This window comes from Acuticoccus mangrovi (assembly GCF_016411865.1).
GTDB lineage: Bacteria > Pseudomonadota > Alphaproteobacteria > Rhizobiales > Amorphaceae > Acuticoccus > Acuticoccus mangrovi.
Genome location: NZ_JAEKJA010000005.1, coordinates 147,241 through 165,175, shown reverse-complemented (window position 1 = coordinate 165,175; position 17,935 = coordinate 147,241). Strand labels below are relative to the sequence as shown.

The window sequence follows — 17,935 nt, the reverse complement described above, 5'->3', positions numbered from 1 at the left end:
TGAGAGGGTCAGTCGCCACTGGGCGGGTTGGGAAGCCAGTCGAGATCGTCGAAGCCGCGATGAATGTAGCCGCCGAGGTGGACGGAGGCACCCTCGTAACCGAACGCCTCCCACACCTCGACATCGTCATAGAGGAAACGCACGGTCGAGCGCTGCAAGAATATGAAGGCCGGCTCATTCTCCAGCGTCTTCAGGATATTGACGCGATAGCTTTCGGAGAGTTCGGCGAAGGGGAGCGGCATCCGGCTGTCGAGAAGGGCGCAGAAGTCCCGCACCGTGACGCCGAGCGCCTGGGTCTCGGCGGCGATGCGGTCCTGCGCTCTCACCACGCGCCGATAGCAGCGCTCGGGCAGACTGTCGTGGGGGCAGAGGGTGCGGGCGAGCACCGCCAGCGTCTCGCCGACCGAGGCGAAGGGGCCGAGCTCCTCGATCCACTCCGGCCCCTCCGGTATCGGCTCGGGTGGCGGCAGCTTCGGGTCCTTGTGGGCGATCGCCATAGGATCCTCGTCCCTCTATCTCGCAGTTAAGCCGGCTGCGCCCCAGTTCGGCGAGGCGCAGCCGGCCGCTACAGGCCGGGCATTGTCGAGCCTGCGGGAATGCGGGGGAGCTGGCCCACCACCCGGCCGACAGGAGAAGAAATATGATGCCGGCGCGGCGGGCATCAGGAAAATAGGATTACCTTTCCATCGTTATAGGCAGAACTGATGAATCCCGAGTTGTCGGACGGATTGCCTGTAGTCACAATGACTTAGAGGCTCGTTTGGAGATGTCATGGACGAAGTTCTGGTGCATCTGCACGTTCCGAAGTGCGCGGGAACGAGCATCCGGAACGCGCTGCTGCGCACCTTCGGCGACGAGCGGACCGTCCGCGGACACGAGCGCGAGATCGTCGAGCGGCTCGCGGTGATGTCTCCAGCGGAGCGCAGCGAGGTGCGCGTCGTGTCGGGGCACGTCACCGTCAAGATTCTGAGGTTCTTCGCGAACCGCCCCGCCATCTGCGTGGCCGCCGTGCGCGACCCGATCGAGCGGATTTGCAGCTTCTTCAACTTCGTCCACACGCAGCGCCGACACCCGATGCACTCCATCTTCGAAGCGCAGCTGCCGAGCCCCGACGCCCTCACCGACGAGATCATGGAGAGCCGCCCCTTCTTCACGACGGCGTGGAGCAACCCGTTCTGCCGCATCCTCGCGGGCGTCCCGACCACCACCGACGCCGACTATGGCCGCGTTGAGCGCGACGTACGGCAACGCGTGCGCGCGGGCGAATTGCATGTCGGCAACGTCGCCGAAGTGGAAGCCTATCTCCGCCGCGGCGGCTTCGTGGCCGAAACCCTGCCCCGCGCCAACGTGTTCGTCGGTGGCGACGGGCACGAACCGTTTCAAACTGCAACGCCCAGTCGCCTGTCGGCTGCCACCCTTCGCCGCCTCAGGGACTGGAATCGCTATGATCTGCAGCTGTTTCGTGCCATGGGATGGCCCCTGAGCCGTCCGATCGAGCTCACATAGGGCTCGCAGGCCAGCGTTTCGGACGAGGCGCGTCGCCGCCGAGGCAAAAATTTCCGCCCGCGCCGCCCCGCTCTCTGTTGACACTGTTTCGCGTCCCCCTTATCTGCCCGGCAAGCCGTTGGCACTCACTCGGAGAGAGTGCCAACAGCATCCCATGATCCGTGAGGGCAGACATGAAATTCCGTCCGCTGCATGACCGCGTTGTCGTGCGTCGTATCGAGTCCGAGGCCAAGACCGCCGGTGGCATCATCATCCCCGATACCGCCAAGGAAAAGCCGCAGGAAGGCGAAGTCGTCGCGGTGGGTCCGGGCGCGCGCAACGAGCAGGGCGCCGTCACCCCGCTCGACGTCAAGGCTGGTGATCGCGTGCTGTTCGGCAAGTGGTCGGGCACCGAGGTGAAGCTCGATGGTGAGGATCTCCTCATCATGAAGGAGAGCGACATCATGGGTGTGGTCGAGTCCGCGACCGTCTCCGCCTGATCTCGCCCCAGTCCCATAAGAATAGCACGAGTTTAGGAGCCGAACATGGCCGCTAAGGAAGTCAAATTCTCGACCGATGCGCGCGACAAGATGCTGCGCGGCGTCGACATCCTCGCCAATGCCGTGAAGGTGACGCTCGGCCCGAAGGGCCGCAACGTCGTCATCGAGAAGTCCTTCGGCGCCCCGCGCATCACGAAGGACGGCGTGACGGTCGCCAAGGAAATCGAGCTTGAGGACAAGTTCGAGAACATGGGCGCCCAGATGGTCCGCGAGGTCGCCTCGAAGACCAACGATCTCGCCGGCGACGGCACCACCACCGCCACGGTTCTCGCCCAGGCGATCGTACGCGAAGGCGCCAAGGCCGTCGCCGCCGGCATGAACCCGATGGACCTGAAGCGCGGCATCGACATGGCCGTCGCCGAGGCCATCAAGGACCTCACCGCCCGCTCGCGCACCATCAACACCTCCGACGAGGTGGCGCAGGTCGGCACCATCTCTGCCAATGGCGACAAGGAAGTCGGCGACATGATCGCCCACGCCATGCAGAAGGTCGGCAACGAGGGCGTCATCACCGTCGAAGAGGCGAAGTCGCTCGAGACCGAGCTCGAAGTCGTCGAGGGCATGCAGTTCGACCGCGGCTACATCTCGCCGTACTTCGTGACCAACGCCGAGAAGATGACCGTCGAGCTCGACGATCCCTACATCCTCATCTTCGAGAAGAAGCTCTCCAACCTGCAGGCGATGCTGCCGATCCTGGAAGCCGTCGTGCAGTCCGGCCGTCCGCTCCTCATCATCGCCGAGGACGTGGAAGGCGAGGCGCTCGCCACGCTCGTGGTCAACAAGCTCCGTGGCGGCCTGAAGGTCGCGGCCGTGAAGGCGCCGGGCTTCGGCGACCGCCGCAAGGCCATGCTGCAGGACATCGCCATCCTGACCGCCGGCCAGGTCGTGTCCGAAGACCTCGGCATCAAGCTCGAGTCGGTCACCGTCGAGATGCTCGGCCGCGCCAAGAAGGTCACGATCAACAAGGACGAGACCACCATCGTCGACGGCGCCGGTGAGGCCGAGGACATCAAGGGTCGCGTCGCGCAGATCAAGCAGCAGATCGAAGAGACCACCTCCGACTACGACAAGGAAAAGCTCCAGGAGCGCCTGGCGAAGCTCGCGGGCGGCGTCGCGGTGATCCGCGTCGGCGGCGCGACCGAAGTCGAGGTGAAGGAGAAGAAGGACCGCGTCGACGACGCCCTCAACGCGACCCGCGCGGCCGTCGAGGAAGGCATCGTCCCGGGCGGCGGTGTGGCCCTCCTGCGCGCCAAGGCGGCCGTGGAGAAGCTCAACTCCGAGAACCCCGACGTCGCCGCCGGCATCAAGACCGTGCTGCGCGCCCTCGAGGCTCCGGTGCGTCAGATCTCCTCGAACGCCGGTGTCGAAGGCTCGATCGTGGTCGGCAAGATCCTCGAGAACGCCACCCCCGACTTCGGCTTCGACGCGCAGAGCGAAGTCTACGGCAACCTGATCGAGAAGGGCATCATCGACCCGACCAAGGTCGTGCGCCACGCTCTCCAGGACGCCGCCTCGATCGCTTCGCTCCTCGTCACCACCGAGGCGATGGTGGCCGAGCTGCCGAAGAAGGACGCGGCCCCCGCGATGCCCGGCGGTGGCATGGGCGGCATGGGCGGCATGGACTTCTAAGTCCCGCCCGAGCTCCGGACGAACGAAGGGGTCGCGCACCGCGCGGCCCCTTTTTTCGTGCCCGCCTGGCGCCGAGCGAAGCCGGTGTCCGTACCAGCTTGCCAGCCCCGCTGATCTTGCCTAGGTTCGCGCGCCGTCAGCGGACCGTCCGGCCCGCCCATCACCACCCCCGACGGGAGAGCGGTCGCCGCCATGATGAGCATTCCCTTCTTCGGGGTCGCACTCGCCCTCGTGTTCGCCGCCTTCCGCGCGCGCGGTGTGGCGGTCATGCTCGTGCTGTTGTCGCTCGCGGCGACGCTCGTGTTGTTCAACGCCTACGTTACCGCTTCTCTCGGCCTCGATCTCTGAGCGCGCCCGTGACCTCACATCTCGCCCGTCAGCTCAACGCGCTCGGCCTTCTCGCCATCTCGGCTGTTCTCCTCTTCGCCTTCTTCGACCAGTTCGTGGGCGGCGAGCTGCCCTGCCCGCTCTGCATCCTGCAGCGCGCCGGTTTCGTCGTGGCGGGAGCCGGGCTGGCGCTCAACATCCTCGTCGGCGTCCGGCCGGCGCACTACGGGCTGATGATCCTCGGCGCCGTCGGCGGCGGCGCCGTCGCCCTGCGCCAGATCGCGCTGCACGTGGTGCCGGGTACCGGGGCCTACGGCGCTCCCTTCCTCGGCCTCCATTTCTACACCTGGGCGTTCATCGTGTTCGCTGCGATCGTCGCCGGGGGCGGCGTCCTCCTCCTCTTCAACCGCCAGTTCGACAGCGACGACTACGAGCGCCGCGGCACCCTCGGGGTGCTCGCCGTGCTGCTCTTCGCGCTGGCCGCCGCGGGCAACGGCGTCTCGACCCTTGCCGAGTGCAGTCTGGGCCTCTGCCCCGACGACCCGACCAGCTATCAAGGCGTGGAGGCGCTGAAGGCGCTGCTCTCCGGTAGCTGACGCGCCGTCGAACACGGAACACCCGGGATGTCCACAATCCGCTTCAGCCTTCTCATTGTCGACATCGTCCTGACCGGGGCCATTGCCGGCTTCTTCTTCGCCTGGTCGGCCTCGGTCATGCGCGGTCTCGACGTCGCCCCGCCCGCCGCCGCGATCGAGGCGATGAACGCGATCAACGAGGAGATCCGCAACGCTCTCTTCGCCCCCGCCTTCTTCGGCCCGCTCCTCGTCGGCATCGTCGCCGCCCTCACCTTCCTGCCGCAGATCAGCTCGCCCGCGGCCTGGTGCGTCATCGCTGCGGTGCTCGTCTACGCGGTCGGCACCTTCGGGGTGACGATCGTGGTCAATCTCCCCCTCAACGACGGCCTCGCCGACGCCGAGATCCCCACCCGCTCCGCGGCCCAGGCGAGGCTCTGGCACGAATATTCCGAGCCTTGGACGCTGTGGAACCACGTGCGCACCCTGTCGTCCTTCGTGTCGTTCGGCTGCCTCCTCGCCACCCTCCGGCTGATGCCGTAACGGGCTCATCCGGCTTGAGCCGGGCGGCACCCCGCGCATAAGCTTCCGGCCGACGGGCCTCTTGAAAGAATCCGCATGGTCACACGGGCCTACACCACGCTCGGCGTCGGCGACGCCTTCGAGAAGCCGGCGATGGACGCCCTCACCGTGCTCGACGCGCTGGTCGACGAGGGCGAGCCGATCCTGTCCGCCTACCGCCCCGAGCAGGACGGGCCGTGGCTCGTCGACGTGCTGTTTACCGACGATACCGACGAGGCGGGCCGCACCCGCTGGCTGGAGCTTGCCCGCGAGCTCTGCCCCGTTCTTCCCCCCTTCCAGATCGATGCGCTCGCCGAGCGCGACTGGGTGGCTGAGAGCCAGAAGGCGCTGCACCCGGTGCGCGCCGGACGGTTCGTCGTGCACGGCACCCATGACCGGATGCGCCTACCGCCGTCGATGTGGAATCTGGAGATCGATGCCGGGCGCGCCTTCGGCACGGCGCACCATGCGACGACCAAGGGGTGCCTGATCGCGCTGGAGCGGCTGGCGATGCGCGGACCGCTCGGCAGCGTTGCGGATGTCGGGACGGGAACGGGGGTGCTCGCCATTGCCGCCGACCGGCTCGGAGCCAAGAGCGTCGTGGCGAGCGACATCGACGATGTGGCGGTGCGGGTGGCGCGGGCCAATGCGCGGGCGAATCGCTGTCGCCGGCCGATTCGCACGGCAGTCGCCGCGGGGCCGGTGGAGATCGCCGATACGGTGATCGCGAACATTCTCGCCCGGCCGCTGATCGCGATGGCCGGACAACTCGGCGCATCGGCGCGCCGGACTCTCGTTCTGTCGGGTCTCAGGCTGCGCGACGGGCGCCGCGTGCGGGCGGCCTATCTAGCGCGGGGCTTCCGCCTGAAGGAGCACGTGGTGATCGACGACTGGATCACCCTGACGCTTGAGCGTCGTTCGGGCCATGCGGCCTTCGTTGGGCGCCAGGGGAGGACGGGAGCCCTCCCCTCCAATGGCGCAGATCTCTAAGAGGCTTGGCTTAGAGGAAGGGGTAGCCGGCCGGGTTGCGGCGCTCGATCTCGGTGCGATCGTAGCCGAGACGGGTCAGGGTGGCGTCGTCGAGGCTCAGGAGGTACGCAGCGACGGCACGGTCGGCCTGACGCTTGCGGGACGCCATGATGCGGGCGCCGATACGGGACAGAAGACCCTGCTCCTTCGCGGAACCGGTAAGGGCATAATCGTGGGCGGTGACGGTGGCCATTGGGACTCTCCGATTGTGCGTTGCAGCAACCCCAAGTACGGACGTTGCCTGCGCTCTGACACGACAAAACCTAGCTATTCGGCTCCATACCGCAATGCACAAACGTGCATGCCTGCCTCCGCATTTTGCAATGCACCATTTTGAGGCGATTGACGATCCTATAGGCTCGGTGCGGCAAGCCTATTTGGCGTGGAAAAGCGCTTGCCGCCCCTCAACCGACAGGCGAATGTCCGCTCATGGCCTACCAGACTTTCGATCCCCCCACCGTTGAGACAGCCGATATCGCAGCGCGCATCGCACGCCTGCGCGCCCAGTTCGGCGGCCTGAAGATCGACGGTCTCGTCATCCCCCACGAGGATGCCTACCAGAGCGAATATCTGCCCCCCTCGGAGGAGCGCCTCGCCTACGCCACCGGCTTCACCGGATCGGCGGGCCGCGCCATCGTCCTCGAGGACCGCGCCCTCTTCATCACCGACGGACGCTATACGCTGCAGTCGGAGCGGCAGGTGCCGGGCGACATCTTCCACCGCGTCAGCCAGCCCGACGAGGCCGCCGCCTGGATGAAGGCGAACCTCAAGGGCCTCACCCTCGGCGTCGATCCGCGTCTCCACAGCCGCGCCGACCTCGACCGCCTCAAGGGCCGCGCCGAGAACCTCTCCCTCGCCTATCTCGACGCCAACCCCGTCGACCTCGTGTGGAACGACCGCCCGGCCCCGCCGCGCGGCCGCGTCGTCGCCCATCCGCTGGCGGTCGCCGGCCGCAGCGCCGCCGACAAGCTCGCCGACGTGCGCGCCGCGATGACCACCGACGCGCTCCTCGTCGCCTCGAGCGACGCGGTGAGCTGGATCTTCAACTGGCGCGGCGCCGACGTCGTCCACACCCCGCTCGTCCTATCGCGCGTGTTCATCCCCCGCGAAGGCCTCGCCACCATCTTCGTGGACCCCGGCAAGGTGGGCGACGACCTCGTCGCCGCGCTCGACGGGCTCGCCGTCCTCTCCCCGGCGGACACCTTCCTCGCCGCCCTCGCCGAGCTCAGCCAGGGCAAGCGCGTCGCCGCCGATCCCGACCGCACGCCCGAGGCCGCCCTCGCCGCGATCGAGAAGCGCGGCACGCTCGTCACCGTCACCGACCCCACGCTGAAGCTGAAGGCGGTGAAGAACGCCGCCGAGATCGCCGGCATGCGCGCCGCCCACCACCGCGACGGCCTCGCCATGGTGCGCTTCCTCGCCTGGCTCGACCGCAACGCCGTGGGCCTCACCGAGATCGACATCGTGGAGCGTCTCGAGGCCTACCGCCGCGACGTCGGCGCCGTCGACGTGTCGTTCGACACGATCTGCGGCTCCGGCCCCCACGGCGCGATCGTCCACTATCGGGTCGACCGCTCCACCGACCGCACGGTCGGGGCCGACGAGCCGATCCTGATCGATTCCGGCGCCCAGTACCCCGACGGCACCACCGACATCACCCGGACCATCGTCGCCGGCACGCCGTCCGCCGATTTCCGCGTCCAGTTCACCCGCGTCCTCAAGGGTCACATCGCGATCGCGATGCAGCGCTTCCCGGAAGGCACCATGGGGTCCGAGCTCGACCCCCTCGCCCGGGCGGCGCTGTGGCGGGCGGGCTACGACTTCCAGCACGGCACGGGCCACGGGGTGGGCGCCTACCTCGCCGTCCACGAGGGGCCGCAGGCGATCTCCAAGCGCAGCCGCGAGCCGCTGCTTCCCGGCATGATCGTCTCCAACGAGCCCGGCGTCTACCGCACCGGCGCCTACGGCATCCGCATCGAGGCGCTGTGCCTGGTGCGCGAGGCGCGGGTGCCGCCGGGCGGCGAACAGGCGATGCTCTCGTTCGAGACGCTGACGCTCGCGCCGATCGACACGCGCCTCGTCGAGCCGCTCCTCCTGAGCGCCGTGGAGATCGGCTGGCTCGACGCCTACCACGCGCGGGTGCACGGGGCGCTCGCCGGCGACCTCGATGCCGACGAGCGCGCCTGGCTCGAGGAGCGGACCCGGCCCATCGCCTCGCTCTGACGGCCCGTGGAAACCAACATCCCCACCATCGTCATGGTCATCGCCGCGTCGGTGGTGCTGGGCTTCGCCTATTTCGGCCGGTGGCTCGAGGGGTATGGCGTCCTCACCGAGCCGCTGCTGTGCCTCGGCGCGGGCATCCTGCTCGGCCCCGTCGGCCTCGCCACCTTCGACGTGCGCATCGGCGAGCCGGGCGACGCGTTCGTGCATCACGCCGCCGAGGGGGTGGTGGGCCTCGCCATCATGAACGCCGCGCTCCGCCTCGAGCCGGACTATGTGCGACGCCACTGGAGAAGCCTCGCCTTCGTCCTCACCGTGGGCCTGTTCCTGATGTGGGTGGCGGCGGCGCTGGCGCTGATGGTGCTCCCGGTCACGCTCGCGACCGCCCTCCTCATCGCCGCTATCGTGACGCCGACCGATCCGGTGCTCGCCGACAGCATCGTCTCCGGCGACGTCGCCCAGCGCAACGTGCCCCAGCGCCTGCGCGACGCCATCACCGCCGAGAGCGCGGCGAACGACGGGCTCGGCTACCCGTTCGTCGTCATCGCCATCATCCTCCTCACCCAGGAGGCGATCCCGTGGAGCGACTACATCGTCGGCACCATCCTCTGGGAGGTATGCGCGGCGACGGCACTCGGCGGCGCGATCGGCTTCGTCCTCGGCCAGCTCTACGGCGCTGCCCGCGCCCACGGCCTCGTCGAAACCGAGACCTCGGTGCCGATCTTCATCGCCATGACCTTCGTGACGCTCGGGGCCGTGCAGCTGATGGGCGCCGACGGCATCCTCGCCGTGTTCACCGCCGGCCTCGCCTTCCGCGCCTTCCTCGACAAGGAGGACATGGCGGGATCAGTTCACTTCGACGCCCTCGTCGACCGCACGGTGACGCCGCTCTTCTTCGTTCTCCTCGGTGCCACGCTGCCGTTCGACGACTGGGTGGAGCTCGGCTTTCCGCTGCTCCTCGGGGTGGTGCTCGTGCTTCTCGTGCGCCGCCTTCCGGCGTGGCTCCTCATCGGCTTCGCGACGCCCGTCTATCGGGGCTGGCGCGAGCGGGCCTTCGCCGGCTGGTTCGGTCCCGTCGGCGTCGCCGCGGTGTTCTACGTCACCCTCGCGCTGCGCAAGGTGGACGCGCCCGCGCTGTGGCCCATCGTCAGCGCCATCATCGTCGGCTCGATGGTGGTGCACGGGCTCACCGCCACCCCCGTCTCCCGCTGGCTCGGCCGCCACGACAGCGTGGCCGACTGAGCCCTCAGCGGTGCTCCTCCACGCTCGTCTCCACGAGGCGGCGATTGTAGGCGCGCAGCGCCTGGACGTGGCTCACCGAGCCCACCACCTTGCGCCGGTCGCGCGGGTCGATCACCGCGAGCGCGTCCGCGCCCGTCTCGTTGAACACCCGCAGCGCCGTCTCCAGCGTGTCGTTGGCCCGCACCTTCCGCGGGTCGTCGGCGTCGGCAAGGCTCGCCGGACCGTCGAACTCGCTCATGAAGGAGGACACCATCACCGTCTTCAGGAAGTAGCGATGGGGGCCGTCGGCGAGCACGGTGCCGCGCGTCTCGAGCTGGTAGTGGAAGAAGGAGCGGCCGTGCACGGCAAGGTGCAGCCCGGTGGCGATCGACACGGTGAGGAGGAGCGCGATCGACAGCGCGTAACCGCCGGTGAGCTCGAACACGATCACCGTGGTGGAGATTGGCGCGCCGAGGATCGCCGCCGCCACCGCGCCCATCCCGAGGATCGCATAGAGCCCGCGGTCGGAGGCGAGGTGGGGAAACACCTCGGCGGCGATGATGCCGAAGGCGCCGCCGGTCATCGCCCCGAGATAGAGCGCCGGAGTGAAGACGCCGCCGCCGAAGCGCGAGGCGAGCGTGACGGACGTCGCGAGGATCTTCGCCACCACGAGCGCGATCATGGTGAGGAGGGTGAAGCCGCCGTGGAGGGCGATGTCGGTCGCCTCGTAGCCGACGCCCAGGATCTCCGGCAGGAACACGCCGACGATGCCGATCGCCGCCCCGCCGAGCATCGGCCGCCCCCAGGCGGGCATCAGGATCGTGCGCGCCGTCTGGTCGAACACGATGAGGGTGAACTGGAAGGCGATCGCCACCCCCGCCGCGACGAGGCCCAGGAGCGCGAAGGCAGGCACCTCCCAATAGGAGCCGATCGCATAGTGCGGCACCACGAAGGCGGCGACGTCGCCGATGAAGATGCGCCCCGCCAAGGTGCCGCAGACCGAGGCGATGACGATCGGAACGAAGGCGCTGACGGCGTAGTGGCGAAGCACCACCTCGTGGGCGAAGAGAACGCCGGCGATGGGCGCGTTGAAGGACGCCGAGATGCCGCTCGCGACACCGCAGGCGAGGATGATGCGCGAGCCCTGCGGCGGCAGCCGCATCAAAGCGCCGATGGCCGCGGCGAGCGTCGCGCCGAGATGGACGACGGGTCCCTCGCGGCCCGCGCTCGCCCCCGCCCCGAGCGAGATCACCGTGGAGACGGCCGACGAGAGCCCGTGGCGAAAGCCGAGCCCGCCGCCGCCGCGGGCGGAGGCTTCGATCACGTCCGCCACGCTGCCGGGCCGCCGGCCGGGAATGACGAACTGGTTGATGAGGCCGACCACGAGCCCGCCCACCATCGGGGCGGCGACGATCACCCACCAAGGCTGCTTCGCGATGAGGTGGAGGCTGTATTCGCTCGCGTCGCCGAGCCACAGCCACTGCACGGCGCCGATGCCGAGGCGGAACACCACCGCCGCCATCCCGACGCCCGCCCCCACCACCGCCGCGATCAGCCACAGCGCCGGCTGGCGAGCCGCCACGAAGGCGGCGAAGTTGTCCGCGGAGCGGTGGTAGGTGTCGGCGAACCACGCGCGGACCGAGAAGACCTTGGCGATCAGCCGCTGGAGCCGGTGGCGCGGTGGCGAGGCCGGCTCGTCGCCGACGACGAGGCCGGCGAGCTCCTCGTCGCGCATGTCGGCGGCATCGGCCGCCCGACTGTCACGGTCCGGCGGCTCCTCGGCCGACCCGGAGCCGCCGGTGGGTTCGGGCCGGCGCATCAGTCGCCGAGTGGCGCGATCCGGCGACCGACATATTTGGAGGTCCCGACGGCGGCATGGGCCGCCACCATGTCGCGTGCCCGCGTCAGCCCGTCGGCGGGAAAGGGCGCGGCGCGGCGCGCTTCGAGGTCCACGTGGACGAACAGATTCTCCGACGTCGCGGCAAGCTGACCGTCGGCCTCGCGCACCATGGTCTGGAACGCGTGCAGGCGTTTTTCGTCGCAGCCGAGGAGCTGGAAGCTCACCCGCACCTTGTCGTGGGCGTGCACCTCGCTGCGGTAGATCACATGGGTCTCGACGGTGAAGAGGCCCGCCTTGTTCTCCGTCCGGTAGGCGTCGCCGAGGCCGAGCACGTCGAGGGCGAGGTCGACGGTACGGTCGAACATGACGTGGTAGTAGGCCATGTTGAGGTGGCCGTTGCCGTCGAGCCAGCCGAGCTCGATGTCGAACGGGGGGGACCAGACGAGCGCCGCGTCATCGCGTGCGTGCATCGTCGTGTCGGCCATGGATACCTCCTTCGGTTCCGCCCGCGGCGGCGGACGGACTGCGTGTCGCTGTCAGGCGTCAGCTCGCCTGGCGGAACGACAATTCTAATCAGCCCACTCCGACGATAACAGACCCTTCCGCGATCCGCCGGTCGCGGCATGCGCCGGGCTGGCTCGCTCAAAGGCCTATGCCGGCGCGGGACTGCCGTCGCCGGCGAGCCCGGCGGGCGCCGACCGCTCCACCGTCGCGACCACGCGATTGCGGCCGCCCTTCTTCGCGTCGTAGAGGCGCGTGTCGGCGTGGCGCACGAAGTCGCTCACCGTCTGGCCCGGCAACGGCACGGCGGCGTAGCACCCTATGCTGATGGTGAGCGTATAGCGCCCCGCTCCAGTGCCCACGGGGCGCTCCGACAGCTCCCGGCGCAGGCGCTCCAGCCGCATCACGAAGTCGTCGCCCGACCCGCCCAGCGTATAGATCACGAACTCCTCGCCGCCGTAGCGGGCGACGACGTCGCCGCTGCGTTTGGCGTACTCGCGTGCGATGTCGGCGATGTGGCGCAGACAGAGGTCGCCGAAGAGGTGGCCCATCTTGTCGTTGATCGGCTTGAAGCGGTCGACGTCGATCATCGCGACGGCGAAGAGCCAGCCGTTCCGCTGGCAGATCCGAAACTCCGCGGCGGCGCGGTCGTCGAAGTGGCGGCGATTGAAGAGGCCGGTCAGGGCGTCGGTGTTGCTGATCTCCTGCAGCTTCTCGTTGGCGGTGTTGAGCGCCACGTTGAGCCGGTGGAGCTTGCGGTTCCAGTAGAAGAAGGTGCCGAGAAGCAAGACGGCCACCGCAGCGAGCTGCAGCAGCAGGCGATAGTCCACCGTCCGCTCCACGCGCACCAGCATCTCGCGGTTCAGGATCGCCTGAGCCTCGTTGTCCTTCAGCGTCGCGACGAGGCGGGAGAAGACGGCGCCGAGCAGCGGCTCGTCGGCGCGGGTGGCGATCGAGGCGCGCCAGTCCTCGGCGATGCGCCCGGCAACCTTCACGTCGTTCGCCCCGCTCGTGGCGATGAGCTGGCCGAGGCTCGCGAGCGTGCCGAGCATCGCGTCGAGCTCGCCGCCGCGCAGCAGACCGAGGCCGACCTTCTCGCTCTCCACGTCGACGAAGCGCACCTCCGGGTAGCGCCGGATGAGGACGTCGTGGGGGCTGCGCTCCGGCACGATGCCGACGCGCAGATCGGCGAGCTCGCCGACCCCCTCCACGAACGGCTCGTAGAGCCGGTTGGCGACGGCCATCGGCAGGTCGAGATAGGGCGCCGTGAAGGTCCAGTGCTCGTTGGGCGTGGTCCGCTCCATGGCGAACGGCACCACGTCGCACTCGTAGTCGGGCGGCGGCGCGAGGGTGGGACCCCAGACGGGGACCGGCACCACCTGCCAGTCGATGCCGCCGCGCTCGGCGAGGATCGTCATCACCTCGGCCGCGACGCCGGTGAACTCGCCGTCGTCGCTGACCTCGGTATAGGGCGGCGTCACCGGCGAGACGCAGACATTGAGCACGCCCTTGCTGTCGAGGAAGTCCTGTTCCTCGGTCGTCAGCGACACGCGCTGGCGGGCCGCGCCGGAGAAGGTCGGGCCGAGCCAGCGCGTGTCGAGCTCGTTCCAGCGCGACAGCGGGATCGCGCTCATCGCCCGGTCGATGATGCTGCGCACGAACGGATAGCGCGGCGACACGCCGAAGCGCAGGTCCTCCCGCTCCACTCCGTCCATCAGGAACTCGCCGCCGATCTCGATGTTGATGAGGCCGAGATGGCGGATGATGGCGTTGCCGTTGCTGAGCGCGAGAACGGCGGCGTCCACCTCGCCGTCGGCCAGCGCCTTGAGGATGTCCTCCTGCGTCGCGTAGGTCTTGACGTCGTCGAGGCGGGCCTGGAGCACGTCCGAATAGTAGATATCGCGACCGATGCCGACCGACTTGCCGGCGAGCGAGGACAGACCCCGGTAGGGACCGAAGCCGGAGCGGACGAACACCGCGTTCGGGATGCGGTGATACTCCTGCGAATAGAGCGTATATTCAGCTCGGGCGTCGGTATAGGAGATGTTGCTGATGATATCGATGTCGCCGGCGTGGAACGCCTCGAGGAGGTTCGACCAGTTGTCGTAGACCGGCATCAGGACGAGGCCGGTGCGGGCGGAGATCTCGTGGGCGAGGTCCACCGCGTAGCCCTGGCCGCGACCGTCGGCGAGGAAGCTGAAGGGCTCGTAGTCGCTGATGAAGCCGATCTTGAGCGGCGGGGCCGACTCCACGAAGTCCTGCTCCTCCGGCAGCAGGCGCAGGGGTCCGGCCGAGAAGCTGCGGCCGCTGCGGTAGCTGAGCCAGCGCTCGGTGATCGCGGCGAGCTCCTCGGTCGGAAGCGTCGCCACCGCCTTCTCGAGGATCGAGAAGAGCATCGCCCGGTCGCTGTTGCCGTCGGCCTTCAGGACGCCGAGGCGGAAGTCCTCCAGCGTGACCTCGGTGAGCGGCAGCGTGCCGGCGAGCGCCACGTTGGAGAAGCCGTTCTCGCGCGCGAAGAAGTTGCCGGTCATCTCCGCCGCGAGGGCGGCGTCGACCCAGCCGAAGGCGAGCGCGGCCATCAGGTCGCGATAGGTGTCGTACGCCACCGTGACGAGCCCCGCCTCGCGCAGCGCCCCGCCATAGTAGATGTCCTTGATCACGCCGATCCGCTTGTTGCGCAGCGTGTCGAGGTCGAGGCTTTCGAGCGGCCGGTCGACGTTGTGGAACAGCACCGTGCGGCGCAGATGATAGGGGTCGGTGTAGTTGATGAACGGCAGCCGCTCTTCGGTGCGCGAGATGTCGGCGATGACGTCGAGTCCGCCGGCGCGGAAGTTGCCGTAGATCTCCGGCCAGGTGCCCATCCGAATGCTGAAGCTGAGGCCGATCACCGCCTCGAGGCGGTGGAGGACGTCGAGCGTCCACCCCATCATCTGCCCGTTGCGGAAGAAGGAGTAGGGCTCGTTGTCGGCCACCACGCCCACGCTGACGTTGGGATGGGCGGCGATCCACGCGCGCTCCTGGTCCGACAGCGCCGGCCCGGCCGCCCGCGCCGGCGCGTGGAGCGCGACGAAGAGGGCGAGGCTGAGGCCAAGAAGCTGCACGGCAAGCCCCGCATGCCGGCGGAAACAAGGCACTCGATGGGCGGGGGCCATAGCTCCGATCATATCCCAACCATATACCGATGCATGGATGAACGAGCACCGAACCAACCGCAAGTCGTAGATCGGCGGCACAAGTGACGGAGCGGTGGAAAGGACGGCGAGCGCCCGGCCGAGATGGCGGCGGCCCGCCCCCATCGACGGGATCGGCTGGAGTGCGCTCGGACGACGCGGCGAGCGCCGTCGGGCCGAGCCCGGGCGGAGCCGGCCTCAGCCGCCCCGCGCCGGCCGCACCGTGTCGCTCACGACGCTAGCCGGTATCGGCGTCACCCCGCCTGGCGAGGGGTCCGGCGTTCCGGCACCCGTCCTAGTGGTAGCCCTCGCCCGGCTTCAGCGTGCCGCGGAAGGTCCAGTAGATGAAGCCGGTGTAGATGAGGATGATCGGCACCAGCGGGATCGCCCCGAGAAGCACGAAGAGCTGGCTTTCCGGCGCCGCCGCCGCCTGCCACACCGTGATGTGGCGCGGCACGAGGTAGGGGAAGTTCGAGACCGCGAGCCCGACGAAGCAGAGCAGGAACAGGCAGACCGAGGGAACGAAGGTCATCGCCCCCTTCCCCCTCGCGATGCCGCGCCGGGCGAGCCAGGCGAAGAACAGCGTCAACAGCGGCACCGGCGCGAGATAGAGGAACTCCGGCAGCGAGAACCAGCGGTTGGCGATCTCCGAGATCACCAGCGGGGTCCACACCGACACCGCCGCGATGAACGCGACGAGCGCCACGAGGAGCGGCATCGCCCAGCGCTGCGCCTTCTCCCGCAGCGGCCCTTCGGTGCGCATCATCAGCCAGCCGGAGCCGAGCAGCGCATAGCCGACGACGACGCCGAAGCCGCACATGATGGAGAAGGGGTGCAGCCAGTCGAACGGGCCGCCGGCGAACTGGTCGTTCTCCACCGGCAGGCCGTAGACCACCGCGCCGAGCACCACCCCCTGGCAGAAGGCGGCCACGGTGGAGCCCCCTATGAAGGCGATGTCCCACCACCTGTGGTTCGGCTTCGACACGAAGCGGAACTCGAAGGCGACGCCGCGGAAGACGAGCGCTAAGAGCATGACGATCACCGGCAGGTAGACCGCCGGCATGATGACGGCATAGGCCTTCGGAAAGGCGACCCAGAGGCCGCCGCCGCCGAGGATCAACCAGGTCTCGTTGCCGTCCCAGAAGGGGGCGACCGAGTTCATCATCTGGTCGCGCTCCCCCTCCTCCTTGGTGAAGGGGTAGAGGATGCCGAGACCGAGATCGAAGCCGTCGAGCAGGACGTAGAGAAATACCGCGACGCCGATGAGGAGCGCCCAGATGAGCGGCAGGTAGATGTCGAACCAGAGGCTGTCCATTGTCCCTCACTCCCCGGGCTGAAGGGCGTCGCGGCCGGCATCCTTGGCCCCGGAGAGCGGCCGCAGACCCGACACGTCGGCTTCCGGAGTATCGGGCACCACCGGCCCCTTCTTCAGCAAGCGGTTGATGTAGAAGACGCCCGAGGAGAACACGATGCCGTAGACCATCACGAAGAGAATCAACGTGATGAGCACCGATTCCCCGGGCACCGGCGAGATGGCGTCGGCGGTTCTGAGGATCCCCGTCGCCACCCACGGCTGGCGTCCGACCTCGGTGGTGAACCAGCCGGCGAGGATGGCGCAGAAGCCGATCGGCCAGAACTGGCTGACGATGCGCGTGTAGGCGCCGGTGTCGAAGAGACGCCCCCTCCACCACAGGACCACTCCCGCGATCACCGCCAGCATCATGATCCCCCAAAGGGCGACCATGATGCGGAAGCCGAAGAAGGGCACGGCGACGGGCGGCCGCTCGTCGGCGGGGAAGTCCTTCAGCCCCTTGATCGTGCCGTCGAGGGTGCGGGTCAGGATGATGCTGCCGAGATAGGGGATCGAGATCTGAAAGTCGTTGCGCTCCTGCGCCTCGTTGGGCCAGCCGAAGACCACCCAGGGCATCGGCCCCTCGTTGGTCTCCTGCTGTTCCCAGTGGCCCTCCATGGCGGCCACCTTCACCGGCTGATATTTGAGCGTGTTCTCGCCGCTCGCGTCGCCCAGGAAGCCCTGGAGCGGCACCAGCACGACGAGCAGCCCGAGCCCCATGCGCACCATCGTCTTCGCCTGCTCGGTGGCGATGCCGGCGCGCAGCCAGCGCGCGCCCGAGGCGAGCACCACGAACGCGGTGGTGATGTAGGCCGCCACCACCATGTGGCCGAGCCGGGTCGGAAAGGTCGGGCTGAAGATGATCTTCAGCCAGTCGACCGGATAGGCGATGCCGTCGCGCACCTCATGGCCGGCGGGATGCTGCATCCAGCTGTTGGCCGACAGGATCCAGAAGGCGGACAGCGTGGTGCCCACCGCCACCGCCAGACAGGCGAGGAAGTGGAGCCACGGCGGCACGCGGTTCCAACCGAACAGCATTAGCCCGAGGAAGGTCGCCTCCAGGAAGAAGGCCGTCAGCACCTCGTAGCCGATCAGCGGGCCGACGACGTTGCCCACCACCTCCGAATAGCGGCTCCAGTTGGTGCCGAACTGGTAGGAGAGGACGATGCCGGAGACGACGCCCATGCCGAAGGAGACCGCGAACACCTTCGTCCAGAAGCGGGCGAGGAGGTGATAGCGGTCGTTGTTGGTGGCAAGCCACATCCCCTCCAGCGTGGCGATCCACGCCGCGAGCCCGATCGTGAAGGAGGGAAAGATGATGTGGAAGGAAACGGTGAAGGCGAACTGGACGCGGGCAAGGATGACGGGATCGATGTCCATTCGGTACGTCCTCGGCTGAGCTGGCGGCACGTGCGGCAGGACCGCGCCACCTCGCCCGATAGTGCACGGCTTAATTTCCACTGACAATC

16 protein-coding genes are annotated in these 17,935 nt (G+C 68.4%); 9 read left to right on the top strand and 7 right to left on the bottom strand.

The window, feature by feature from the left end; all coding sequences use genetic code 11:
• Positions 1 to 8 precede the first annotated feature (8 nt).
• Positions 9 to 497, bottom strand: a complete 489-nt coding sequence (locus tag JCR33_RS07440; RefSeq protein WP_198881402.1) for a hypothetical protein — start codon at positions 495 to 497, stop codon at positions 9 to 11.
• A gap of 274 nt (positions 498 to 771) precedes the next feature.
• Here JCR33_RS07440 and JCR33_RS07435 point away from each other — a divergent pair, with 274 nt between their 5' ends.
• The 7 genes from JCR33_RS07435 (at position 772) to JCR33_RS07405 (ending at position 6,124) form a co-directional block, all read left to right on the top strand.
• Positions 772 to 1,506, top strand: coding sequence for a sulfotransferase family 2 domain-containing protein (locus JCR33_RS07435; protein ID WP_198881401.1), 735 nt, complete (start codon positions 772 to 774; stop codon positions 1,504 to 1,506).
• A gap of 173 nt (positions 1,507 to 1,679) precedes the next feature.
• Positions 1,680 to 1,985, top strand: a complete 306-nt coding sequence (gene groES, locus JCR33_RS07430) for a co-chaperone GroES (RefSeq protein WP_198881400.1) — start codon at positions 1,680 to 1,682, stop codon at positions 1,983 to 1,985.
• Between the two features lie 45 nt (positions 1,986 to 2,030).
• Positions 2,031 to 3,674, top strand: a complete 1,644-nt coding sequence (gene groL, locus JCR33_RS07425) for a chaperonin GroEL (protein ID WP_198881399.1) — start codon at positions 2,031 to 2,033, stop codon at positions 3,672 to 3,674.
• A gap of 192 nt (positions 3,675 to 3,866) precedes the next feature.
• Positions 3,867 to 4,022 carry a DUF5993 family protein gene (locus tag JCR33_RS07420; protein WP_198881398.1) on the top strand — a complete coding sequence of 52 codons (156 nt, stop codon included), beginning with the start codon at positions 3,867 to 3,869 and terminating at the stop codon, positions 4,020 to 4,022.
• 8 nt (positions 4,023 to 4,030) lie between these two features.
• Entirely contained in the window at positions 4,031 to 4,597 is a 567-nt protein-coding gene (locus JCR33_RS07415; RefSeq protein ID WP_198881397.1) for a disulfide bond formation protein B, read from the top strand.
• A 27-nt stretch (positions 4,598 to 4,624) separates the two neighbouring features.
• Positions 4,625 to 5,116, top strand: coding sequence for an anthrone oxygenase family protein (locus tag JCR33_RS07410; protein ID WP_198881396.1), 492 nt, complete (start codon positions 4,625 to 4,627; stop codon positions 5,114 to 5,116).
• Positions 5,117 to 5,191: 75 nt separating this feature from the next.
• Positions 5,192 to 6,124 carry a 50S ribosomal protein L11 methyltransferase gene (locus JCR33_RS07405; protein ID WP_198881395.1) on the top strand — a complete coding sequence of 311 codons (933 nt, stop codon included), beginning with the start codon at positions 5,192 to 5,194 and terminating at the stop codon, positions 6,122 to 6,124.
• Between the two features lie 10 nt (positions 6,125 to 6,134).
• Here the strand turns inward: JCR33_RS07405 and JCR33_RS07400 are convergent, their stop codons facing one another.
• Positions 6,135 to 6,356, bottom strand: coding sequence for a hypothetical protein (locus JCR33_RS07400; protein WP_198881538.1), 222 nt, complete (start codon positions 6,354 to 6,356; stop codon positions 6,135 to 6,137).
• Positions 6,357 to 6,592: 236 nt separating this feature from the next.
• Here JCR33_RS07400 and JCR33_RS07395 point away from each other — a divergent pair, with 236 nt between their 5' ends.
• Positions 6,593 to 8,386 (top strand): aminopeptidase P family protein, encoded by a 1,794-nt coding sequence (locus JCR33_RS07395; RefSeq protein ID WP_198881394.1) that lies wholly within the window; start codon positions 6,593 to 6,595, stop codon positions 8,384 to 8,386.
• Positions 8,387 to 8,392: 6 nt separating this feature from the next.
• Positions 8,393 to 9,625, top strand: a complete 1,233-nt coding sequence (locus JCR33_RS07390; protein WP_198881393.1) for a cation:proton antiporter — start codon at positions 8,393 to 8,395, stop codon at positions 9,623 to 9,625.
• A gap of 4 nt (positions 9,626 to 9,629) precedes the next feature.
• Here JCR33_RS07390 and JCR33_RS07385 read toward each other — a convergent pair whose 3' ends face one another.
• The 5 genes from JCR33_RS07385 to JCR33_RS07365 all read right to left on the bottom strand — a co-directional run bounded on the left by JCR33_RS07385 (position 9,630) and on the right by JCR33_RS07365 (position 17,846).
• Positions 9,630 to 11,423, bottom strand: a complete 1,794-nt coding sequence (locus JCR33_RS07385) for a chloride channel protein (protein ID WP_232372410.1) — start codon at positions 11,421 to 11,423, stop codon at positions 9,630 to 9,632.
• Positions 11,423 to 11,929: a thioesterase family protein gene (locus JCR33_RS07380; RefSeq protein WP_198881392.1), complete on the bottom strand. Its 507-nt coding sequence runs from the start codon at positions 11,927 to 11,929 to the stop codon at positions 11,423 to 11,425. The genes JCR33_RS07385 and JCR33_RS07380 overlap by 1 nt, the downstream gene beginning before the upstream one ends.
• Before the next feature lie 165 nt (positions 11,930 to 12,094).
• Positions 12,095 to 15,046, bottom strand: a complete 2,952-nt coding sequence (locus JCR33_RS07375; protein WP_198881391.1) for a diguanylate cyclase — start codon at positions 15,044 to 15,046, stop codon at positions 12,095 to 12,097.
• A 364-nt stretch (positions 15,047 to 15,410) separates the two neighbouring features.
• Positions 15,411 to 16,430, bottom strand: a complete 1,020-nt coding sequence (cydB, locus tag JCR33_RS07370; RefSeq protein WP_198881390.1) for a cytochrome d ubiquinol oxidase subunit II — start codon at positions 16,428 to 16,430, stop codon at positions 15,411 to 15,413.
• A gap of 6 nt (positions 16,431 to 16,436) precedes the next feature.
• Complete coding sequence (locus JCR33_RS07365) at positions 16,437 to 17,846, bottom strand: cytochrome ubiquinol oxidase subunit I (RefSeq protein WP_198881389.1); 1,410 nt, start codon at positions 17,844 to 17,846, stop codon at positions 16,437 to 16,439.
• Positions 17,847 to 17,935 lie beyond the last annotated feature (89 nt).